At 37.4% G+C, this 8,551-nt stretch carries 9 protein-coding genes and 1 pseudogene; all 10 read right to left on the bottom strand.

What is annotated here, in order from left to right; genetic code table 11:
* Nucleotides 1-318, bottom strand: a pseudogene (locus M4Z11_RS07130) (P-type DNA transfer ATPase VirB11); the annotation flags it as partial.
* Nucleotides 315-1,538, bottom strand: a complete 1,224-nt coding sequence (virB10, locus tag M4Z11_RS07135; RefSeq protein ID WP_249677964.1) for a type IV secretion system protein VirB10 — start codon at nt 1,536-1,538, stop codon at nt 315-317. The pseudogene M4Z11_RS07130 and the gene virB10, both read right to left, overlap by 4 nt.
* The gene (virB9, locus tag M4Z11_RS07140) at nt 1,535-2,398 is read right to left on the bottom strand and encodes a P-type conjugative transfer protein VirB9 (RefSeq protein WP_249677966.1); all 864 of its coding nucleotides are present in this window, start codon (nt 2,396-2,398) and stop codon (nt 1,535-1,537) included. Before virB9 ends, virB10 begins: the two co-directional genes overlap by 4 nt.
* On the bottom strand, nt 2,395-3,063 hold the full coding sequence (locus M4Z11_RS07145) for a VirB8 family type IV secretion system protein (protein ID WP_249677970.1): 669 nt from the start codon (nt 3,061-3,063) through the stop codon (nt 2,395-2,397). The genes virB9 and M4Z11_RS07145 overlap by 4 nt, the downstream gene beginning before the upstream one ends.
* Complete coding sequence (locus M4Z11_RS07150; protein WP_249677973.1) at nt 3,053-3,370, bottom strand: conjugal transfer protein TraJ; 318 nt, start codon at nt 3,368-3,370, stop codon at nt 3,053-3,055. The genes M4Z11_RS07145 and M4Z11_RS07150 overlap by 11 nt, the downstream gene beginning before the upstream one ends.
* Before the next feature lie 192 nt (nt 3,371-3,562).
* Complete coding sequence (locus tag M4Z11_RS07155) at nt 3,563-4,552, bottom strand: TrbL/VirB6 family protein (RefSeq protein ID WP_249677976.1); 990 nt, start codon at nt 4,550-4,552, stop codon at nt 3,563-3,565.
* Nucleotides 4,553-4,750: 198 nt separating this feature from the next.
* The gene (locus tag M4Z11_RS07160; RefSeq protein ID WP_249677979.1) at nt 4,751-5,182 is read right to left on the bottom strand and encodes a type IV secretion system protein VirB5; all 432 of its coding nucleotides are present in this window, start codon (nt 5,180-5,182) and stop codon (nt 4,751-4,753) included.
* On the bottom strand, nt 5,179-7,536 hold the full coding sequence (locus M4Z11_RS07165; RefSeq protein ID WP_249677989.1) for a VirB4 family type IV secretion/conjugal transfer ATPase: 2,358 nt from the start codon (nt 7,534-7,536) through the stop codon (nt 5,179-5,181). Before M4Z11_RS07165 ends, M4Z11_RS07160 begins: the two co-directional genes overlap by 4 nt.
* 17 nt (nt 7,537-7,553) lie before the next feature.
* A complete protein-coding gene (locus M4Z11_RS07170) occupies nt 7,554-7,862 on the bottom strand; it encodes a VirB3 family type IV secretion system protein (RefSeq protein ID WP_249677983.1) in 309 nt (102 codons plus the stop codon).
* Nucleotides 7,863-8,180 carry a TrbC/VirB2 family protein gene (locus tag M4Z11_RS07175; RefSeq protein ID WP_249677987.1) on the bottom strand — a complete coding sequence of 106 codons (318 nt, stop codon included), beginning with the start codon at nt 8,178-8,180 and terminating at the stop codon, nt 7,863-7,865. It lies immediately after the preceding gene.
* Between the last annotated feature and the right edge of the window lie 371 nt (nt 8,181-8,551).

An 8,551-nucleotide genomic window follows, 5' to 3' on the forward strand; every position in this document is an offset into this window, starting at 1 on the left:
TTTTTCTACAGCTGGAGGAATGACAATTTGAATACGCTCATTATTTGGCAAGGTAGCGGATAGTATTGGATTTTTATCGGAAATACTTTGCTTAGAATAAGCAGCGATCACTTTAGCCATACCCATGAGTTCATTAAAGGAGAGCTCTGGTACTTCTATTGTTTTCCATCCTGTAGTTCCTTCGATCATGACCTGATAAGGACGGTTAATAACGATTTCGAAAAGATTTTCATCTTTGAGAAATTTATGAATTGGTTTGAGTTTTGTTAAAACGATAGCAATGGTTTCATCATTTATATTTTGGAAGTTTTGTTTCATTTCAATGTCACCGTAGAGTTTTTATGAAAGTCTCCCGAAAAGGCGCGATGAATAACCTGTTTGTTATTTTCGACAATTTTCAATTTATATACAGTTGAGAAATCTAGGTCGCGGGCAACAAAAACATTAACCATTTCACCTTGATTTTTGGTCAAGGTTGGAGGGATATGGACGTAATTTTCTGTGATAATTTTTGCCATATCTGTTCCTGCATAAAGGCTATGTGTTCCTGAAGACAAGGGGTCTGTTATTTGTTCTTGTTGTGTTGGTGTTTTTAGTAAATTTAGCCGGTTATGTGCGTAATTTGTTGTATCTCTGACGATTGAAACAAGAAGTGCAGAACCAAGTCGTTCAAACCAATGATTATCAATATCACCATCAACGCCTGATCGGCCTAAGGTATCTGTTGCTGGTGAGGACAATGTTATAATGATACCCTCTGGTGTTTTAGCTCTATTCCATAATATGAAGAGACGCGATTGGCCTTTTTTTAAACCGCCACGATATTCACCGATGATTTGTGTTCCTTTATCGAGCAAGACGATACGACCATTGTCTGACAAGATATCTCTGGAAACGATACAACTAACAAATCCTTGTTGTTCACTGCTGATTGCTGTTTCTAAGATACATGGAATAGAAGCTCCCATTGCGATGATGTAATTTCGGTTACCGAGTGTTGATGCGTGAACGCCGTCTAACTTTGTTGCTTCGAGGAGGTGATTAAAGGATTGCGCTGTTTTATTTGAGCTATTGTTATTTTGGTTAAGAGAAACGGTATTATTATTATTTTCTGGAGTAACTTGTTGCTGATTTGGATTAACATAGGCTAAAACGGGAGCACGTTGTGCTGCTTCTAATAATTTATGATCAAATTTTGGCTGATTGATTGTTGGCGTTGGTAATTCGACCTTAGGCAACAGGGGATTATTTTTATCAGCTAGCTCTAAAGGAGCCATCGTGGGTTTTAACGATTGGAACAGCTCTGTTTGTCTTCTGTTTGCTTCTTTAGGTAATTCTATGGTCTGTTTTTTTGTGTCTTTTGAAGATGAAAGGATTGCATATATTAAATAAATACAGACACCAAAGAGAATAAGAAGAGCAATGGCTTTTCCTAAATTAAAGCCCTCTTTTTTTTCTTGACCATCCTTTATTGTATCACGATCCTTTATCGTATCGTACTTATTAAGATTTATTTCATCCACTTCATCATTATTCATGGCTGTTTCTCTACGTTTATTTCACGTTGGACAGAAGGTGATGTTGTACCGGTTCCGGGATTAATTCCTCTTGGTAAGAAACCTTTATTAAAGATACACAGGACTTCGTTACCACGTCGCAAAGTGAATTGCATGGCTATGGCATGAACAATGACCTGGTTTCCTTTAATTGATTTTGGAACGATAGTTTCTTGTCCATCAAGTGAGACAAGATAAATGGCAGGGATTTCATTATTTCCTAAAAAGGTAAATGTTGTTGTTTTACCGTTATCATAGACTGAGCTTGGTTCAATAAGGGGAGAACCTTGAGCAACATAAGCCCAATTGCGCGGTCCAAAATGTTCATGCATATTTAGAATATTATCGACAAATTCTTCTTCATTCTTTTGTGCTTTAGCTTCTTGAGCTAATTGTTTACGCAAAGCTTCATCTTCTGGATAACGAAATTTTACAAGGAAATATGTGTCATTACCGATAGAAACATCGCCTTCACGCACTTGAAGTTCAAATTGATAAGATCGTTTTGTCCCATCTTGGCGGGTTGTGACAATTTGTAGATTGGTGATAGGCTGAACTTCACGGGGTTTGAGAAAGACAAAGTGACCAGCTGGTGCGACTTGCCAAGCAATGGAATTGCCAATTCCAATATAGGCAATATTTTCATCGTTAGCGAATTCAATCTGCACTGAAGAGCGAATAGATCCAATGATTTTTGTGACATTGTATGGGTCATAATTAATAAATCTGATCCGATTATCTTTTTGTGCACCCACGGGAGAAATTTCTGCCCATGCTAAAGATGCATGACAGCTTATTGCAACGATGAGAGTTAAAAAGAATATTTTTACTACTCCAATCATTGAACTACCTCTGGATCAGATCTATATTCTGACACTTGGAAACCAAGCGGGTTAATTAAGCGATTTTCCGCTGAAATGCGTGTATTAACGTAGGAAAAGTTTAAGACCGAAACCCAATGGAAAATATCTTCTTTTCCATTAGCGTCTCTAATCGTTTTATAGTAACGCACTTGAATGAGCTCTTTACTTAAAAAAGAAATGGATTTTATTGTGATTGTCACGGACATGTTTTTATAGATATTTTGCGGACTGTCTGGATTATTTCCCGAATACCATTTGGCAAAGCGATTTTGTTCTTCTACGGAAGATAAAAGAGAAGTAATACGAAAGTTATTTTCTGTCTCTGATAATTGGAAACTTTCGCGTGCACGAATATATTTGCTCGCGAAGTAGCGTGTTATTGCTTCATCATAATTTTGGGGTTCATCTTTTAGAACACTGACGACATCGACAATACCTGTAGAATTATCTACGCGGATAATGAAAGGCTCTATAGTTTTTAAGGGTATTAAGGTCACCACGGCTAAAGCCAAAGCGATTGTCATCAACCCAAAAAGCACGGTCAAAGCTATGGCAATTTTCATTTGAAGTCGCGTACTACGCATACGATCAATATCGAATGATCGTGCTTCTCTTATATATTCCTTAAATTCATCACTTTTCATGTGTGATCTCCGCATTTTTATAAGAGGGCGTTGGATGGTTTATTGTATTCACAGAAGGCGCAGGGAGTTCGACATGAGCTTTTGGTGCTTCATTTTCTTGTGTGTTGAGAATAATAGGAGTTGTGATTGGCTTGATTGCCGTATTGTGAAGGAAGGTGTTATTATTGTTCCAGTTCCATTTCCCTTGATTGAGCATACGGATATTCTGTCCGCTACAGCGTGGAAGTTTTTTGGGGCCATTTTTAAAAGAAGCGCAACCCGTAAGTGCTATCAAAAGAATCAAAATAATAGTTATTTTTAGTTTCATTATTTGAACTCGCAAATATTTTCAAAAATAAAATATTGGTGTTTTGCAGTGCGTGATTTTACCAAAACATGGAGCAAAGCATGAGAACTGATTTTTTGAAAAAGTGAAGAGAGCTTTTCATCGGCTGTGCACACGGTTAATACCTTTTGGGTTAAGGGTCTGACTATAGCCGTATTGGAGAGACAGTTGATATTAGAATGCGCCACGACCACCTCCACGCATCATTTCCGCAGTTTGTGCAGCGTGCTGCGCAGCACGAGAACCTCCTATAGATGCACCTCTTGCTGCACTGCTACCGACTGTAAAGCCTCTTCCAGCGAGGTTAAAGGCGCCAGAAGCCATTGAGATTATTTGTGATCCTGATGAGACACCAGCATGATGATATGGTCCTCCACTAGAGAGGGCAGAAGCAATGGTAGGAAGTGATTGGAAGAGAACAATTCCCACTATTGAGACTACAAGGACAGGAGGCAGCAAGAAATAGATTGAAGTATATGAGCCCTCAAAAACATACAGCATAATTTTACACATCATCGTTCCAAGCATCATTACAAGAACTTGCAAAACCGTAAAATTAACTAATGTTGAAATCCACGCATCGGCGTATCTGCGAGTTACATTGAATAAATATAAACTAATGAAAAGAGGACCAAGACCTATCACCATGATTAATGTAATTTTTGCAAACATTTGGATAATAAAACCAACTGTACAAAAAAAGATAACCGCTAAAAACATTAAACCACCAATCAATCCCACCACAATCTTTTCAAAAAAACCAGCCCTACCCACAAAATCTTGATAGCGCGTATTCGTAATTAACAAGAGATAATCGAAAACATTAGAGTCGACGGGACTGCTATTGAATGCATTCCCAATAGCATTGGCTAAATTACCGAAAAATATATCTTTGATGTAAGTATTAAATACATCTGCATTTGTTGCCATTGTTGTCACAACAACGATTTTAATGACATTATTAAGGAGACTATGCATTGAAAGAGCGACATGGCCAGTCATAACATTATAGCCATATAAAAAGATGAAAATGATTGCAGCAAGATTTAAGGGCGCTGCAATAGCAGAAGACAAGCTACTGACTGTTGTATCCACTACATCGTTGAGTGGTGCTAAAATATACGAAGAAACAGTTTCAAACGGAGTAAATTTAAAATCTGACATCAGTTTTATCTTCTAATTTTGCCTGTAATGTTTGATAATATGAATTTATGATTTTTCTTGCACCTCTTCACGCTCTTCTTGTGATTGAGTATTTCCATTGAATCATAGAAGAAGCCTGAATGAGAGGATTTATTTGAAAACTAGCCAACTGTATTTGAAGAGCTTTCCCTTTCTTCTTTTTTACTAACTGGAGTAAGTTTATAACTTGAGCTTAGTTTTAGCTTGATCCAACTGTTCTTGGAGTGTTTGTTGAACAGCTTCATGATTTTTCTGTTGCTCTTTTTCACGCTCGTTTTCTTTTGATTGAGCACTTTCCGATTTTATAATAGCAGAAGCCTGAAGTTTTAGAATATCCGCTTGAAGATTAGCTTGAAGAATAGCCAACTCTGTTTGAAGAGCTGCTTTTTGTTCTGGCGTAAGATTCTGTGATAATTTATTATTTATTTCTTTAATCTTTTCTTGATTTGCAACTGCTGAAGCATAAACAGATTTAGCTGTGTCTAAATCTGAGATTTCTGATTCTGATGAAGTTTGTATAGCATTTTGATAATATGTCTCAGTATCTGTTTGCGATACTGCATAAGAGATAGAACATAATGATAAAAGCATAATCAGATACAATGGTCTCATTGAGTTTGTCTCCTTTGATAAAATATGGGTAACCATACATTGGGATTTGTTCCGTGTTCACTTATAATTTGATTCACGAGTTCGATATTTCTGGTTGTTCCGCTTAAGACAGCAATTTCATTATCCATTCCACGTAAGTTGAGTTCTGCAACAACAGAATTTTGACCTTGTTTAATGAGAAAGCGGCGAGATTCTCTGCTTAATTCTGATTGGATTAGTTCAAATTCACGTTCAGTTAGTTTAAAGTTTTCAACATAATCGTTATAATTGGCTTTTTGATTTGGAAAAAACATTTGGGTCGGGCATTGTTCAATGATTGTATGAGCGATTGTTGAATTCAAAGCATCTCTGGGGCTTTGTGTTGCAAAGAGCATCATGCCATTTTGTTTACGAATTGTTTTGAGACGATCTTGAGTAAAAGCTTTAAATGAATCATCTTCAAGGGCTTTCCAGAATTCATCAATAACAATAATGATACGCCGCCCATCAATAAGATCGAGAATGCGGTTAAACAGATACATCATCAAAGGGCGACGAATTTCTTCATTATCTAAGAAATCGGTCATATCATAACCTATGAATTGAGCATCTAAATTGAGGTCATCGTGATCATTATCAAAGACCCACCCTAAAGGATTGCCTTTGATCCAACGTTTTAAACGTATCGCAATACCTTCTGTGGAGGTATTATCAAAAAACAGTTGAAGTGCACCGAGCGAGCGTTGTTCTAGAGGAAGACTTTCTAAGGAATTGATCGCTCTAGCGACATCTTGTCGCTCTTGTTCTGTCACTGTTTGGCCGTCCGTAGTAACTAACTTTAAAACCCAGTGCTGAAGAAAGAGTTTGTTTTTTTCTGTGTATTCCATGCCTTTTAATGGTGCAATACCGGTAGGTTTACCATTTTTCAAAGGCTTATATTTGCCACCTCCAGCACGAACAAAAATCTCTGCTCCTTGGTCTTTATCAAAAAAGACTATTGTTGGGTTGTGTTTTTGCGATTGTGCAAGCAGAAAATTAACAATGACTGTTTTTCCAGATCCTGACGGACCGCAAATAAAGGTATTACCAACATCACCAAAATGAAAATTAAAGTAATAAGGAGAGCCAGCTTGCGTTTGTAATAAGGCGATGGCAGAGCCCCAAACATTACCTTTTAGTTTGCCAACCGGGAATGAATGGAAGGGGGATAATGCTGCAAAATTTCTGCTGCTAATAGCTCCAGAGCGCGCTCGATAGCTAAAGTTTCCAGGAAGCTGTGCCCACCAGGCTGCTTCTAATCCTAGATCTTCTCTGGCTATAACAGCACCACCATTAGTAAGATATGAACGCGCTTTGGAGAGATGTTCTGCCAATTCTTGTGGACGATCAGCAAAAACGGCTAAAGAGAGATGATGTTCTCCCAAAACAAAACGATTGGACTCTAAATCATCAAGTGCCTCATCAAGAGCTCCAATTTGTGAGCTGGCACGATCCGCCACATTAATCATTTGATTTTGTTTACGGCTCATAATAGCACTTGCAACTGCTTTACTTTTAAAAACAAAGGATTGCGTTAAAATAAATTCAAAGGGCGCCGTCAACAAGCCATCTGTCATGCCAGGACGTGTTTTAGAAGGATATTCTTTCCATCCAAACATACCAACAAAGCGCTCATTGCTTTCATGACGAATTTCGATAATTTCTTTGCCGAAGATAACACGATCTGAATAAATCGTTGAGGCAATAGTACCAAATGTAAGGGGTATGCGTTCACGCCTTCCTCCCACCAATTGATGAAGAAATTCACTCTGCTCAGAAAATAAAATGTCATTGTACTCGTAAGTGGATAAAAGTCGTGCTTCATAGCATTCCAGACCTTGTATAAGATCTTGACTTAACTCTTCGATTTTCCGAATAGATTCAAAGTCTGGTTCCGATTGCGTTTTCTTTGCTTGTGTTAAACGATGAAAAAAAGAAGCGAGCTGTTCAGTTTTATCTGCTGCAGGGTTCCAGAGAACCGAAAGAAATAGATCATTTCGATAAAGATCTTGCGAAACCATTTTTTGTTTATATTGTTGATCTAAAACTGTTGCAAAAGATGAAGAAAATTGGCTCTCTGGATAAATCGTTTCACGTCGACGGATAACGTGAGAATATAAAGCAACGCGTTCATCTGCTATATTTTTCAAAAGCGTATTTAATTGGGTATGTAAAGAATTTAATTGGCTGATATCTGCAGTATCAAAATTTACGCCTTCAATAGCAATCACTGTCATTAAGCAACGCGAATCCAATGCAATCACGTGATGATTGACATGACGAACATAGGGAATATATTCTTCGGGTAGAGATTCCCGCCTCGATTCCCGCTTCATCACTGCATTTGTCTCCTTTATTTTAGCTCCTTGTAAGTACGGATAAGGCGTAAAGGAGATGTAGATCCTCCTCCCCATCTCGTCATGTTCTTTTGTTTGCCTCGAGTGTTGAGCCAAGCAAATAGAACACGAAATTGGTTATGGTCACGTTTTGTGATTTCGCGTAAGATAAAGTGCAAACCAACACCAAGACCGATCATTGAAAAGCTACTGGTAATGATAAAAAGAGTAGAGGTTGCTATGACATTTAATGCCATTGCTTCTACAGTAACACCCGCAAACATGGCTGGTCGTGTACAGGCAAGAAAAAGAGTATCTTCGTTCATTTATGATGTACCACCCATTAATAAATTAACAAGAGCCGAAGCACCAAAAACAATACCAATACCAAGGACACAATATGCTGCTTTGCGTAAATCAATAACACCATACATCCAACCAATTCCCACAGCTGCAACACATATGGTTGCAATCAGCTTCGCTGTTGTACCTGTCATCATAGTAACAATATTCCGCAAAACCGTATCAAGATTCCCCATACCGCCAGCAGTAGCATTAGCATAGGCAGGGCTTAATAAAACGAACATTGTTAAAAGTAGTGTAAAGGCGATACAGTAAATATTCTTCGGTAGATTGTTTATCATTTGGCCTCTCTTCAAAAGAAGATTGTTTACACAGTAACATCCTTTTATTTCTACAAATAATACTCAGGTTCACAACTTTAAGCTTCTTTAATCGTAAGCACTCTATCAAGCTATTAAAAAATTAGAACCAGAAACAGAAATAATCAAAAGAAGCAAGCATGAGTATTGTTATTTTATCAAAATGACAATATTAAAAATACAAAAATAATGTTTTTCTTTGCAAAATGTGTTTAATTTACAACAAATACTGTTGAAACTTTCTCTTGAGAATTAGGAGAAAAGCAGAGATGCATAAAAAATTTATAGGATATAAAAACAATAAGGATTGGGTGAATGCGATTTAAACCGATTATTATTGTCTACATTGTTTG

This window comes from Bartonella bilalgolemi (genome assembly GCF_023500045.1).
GTDB lineage: Bacteria > Pseudomonadota > Alphaproteobacteria > Rhizobiales > Rhizobiaceae > Bartonella > Bartonella bilalgolemii.

What these genes read in the sequence shown, in the direction of transcription:
- M4Z11_RS07160 (WP_249677979.1), bottom strand. Translation starts at nt 5,182, where the DNA reads ATGAGACCATTGTATCTGATTATGCTTTTATCATTATGTTCTATCTCT.
- M4Z11_RS07175 (WP_249677987.1), bottom strand. Translation starts at nt 8,180, where the DNA reads ATGATAAACAATCTACCGAAGAATATTTACTGTATCGCCTTTACACTA.
- M4Z11_RS07165 (WP_249677989.1), bottom strand. Translation starts at nt 7,536, where the DNA reads ATGAAGCGGGAATCGAGGCGGGAATCTCTACCCGAAGAATATATTCCC.
- virB9 (WP_249677966.1), bottom strand. Translation starts at nt 2,398, where the DNA reads ATGATTGGAGTAGTAAAAATATTCTTTTTAACTCTCATCGTTGCAATA.
- M4Z11_RS07150 (WP_249677973.1), bottom strand. Translation starts at nt 3,370, where the DNA reads ATGAAACTAAAAATAACTATTATTTTGATTCTTTTGATAGCACTTACG.
- M4Z11_RS07170 (WP_249677983.1), bottom strand. Translation starts at nt 7,862, where the DNA reads ATGAACGAAGATACTCTTTTTCTTGCCTGTACACGACCAGCCATGTTT.
- M4Z11_RS07145 (WP_249677970.1), bottom strand. Translation starts at nt 3,063, where the DNA reads ATGAAAAGTGATGAATTTAAGGAATATATAAGAGAAGCACGATCATTC.
- M4Z11_RS07155 (WP_249677976.1), bottom strand. Translation starts at nt 4,552, where the DNA reads ATGTCAGATTTTAAATTTACTCCGTTTGAAACTGTTTCTTCGTATATT.
- virB10 (WP_249677964.1), bottom strand. Translation starts at nt 1,538, where the DNA reads ATGAATAATGATGAAGTGGATGAAATAAATCTTAATAAGTACGATACG.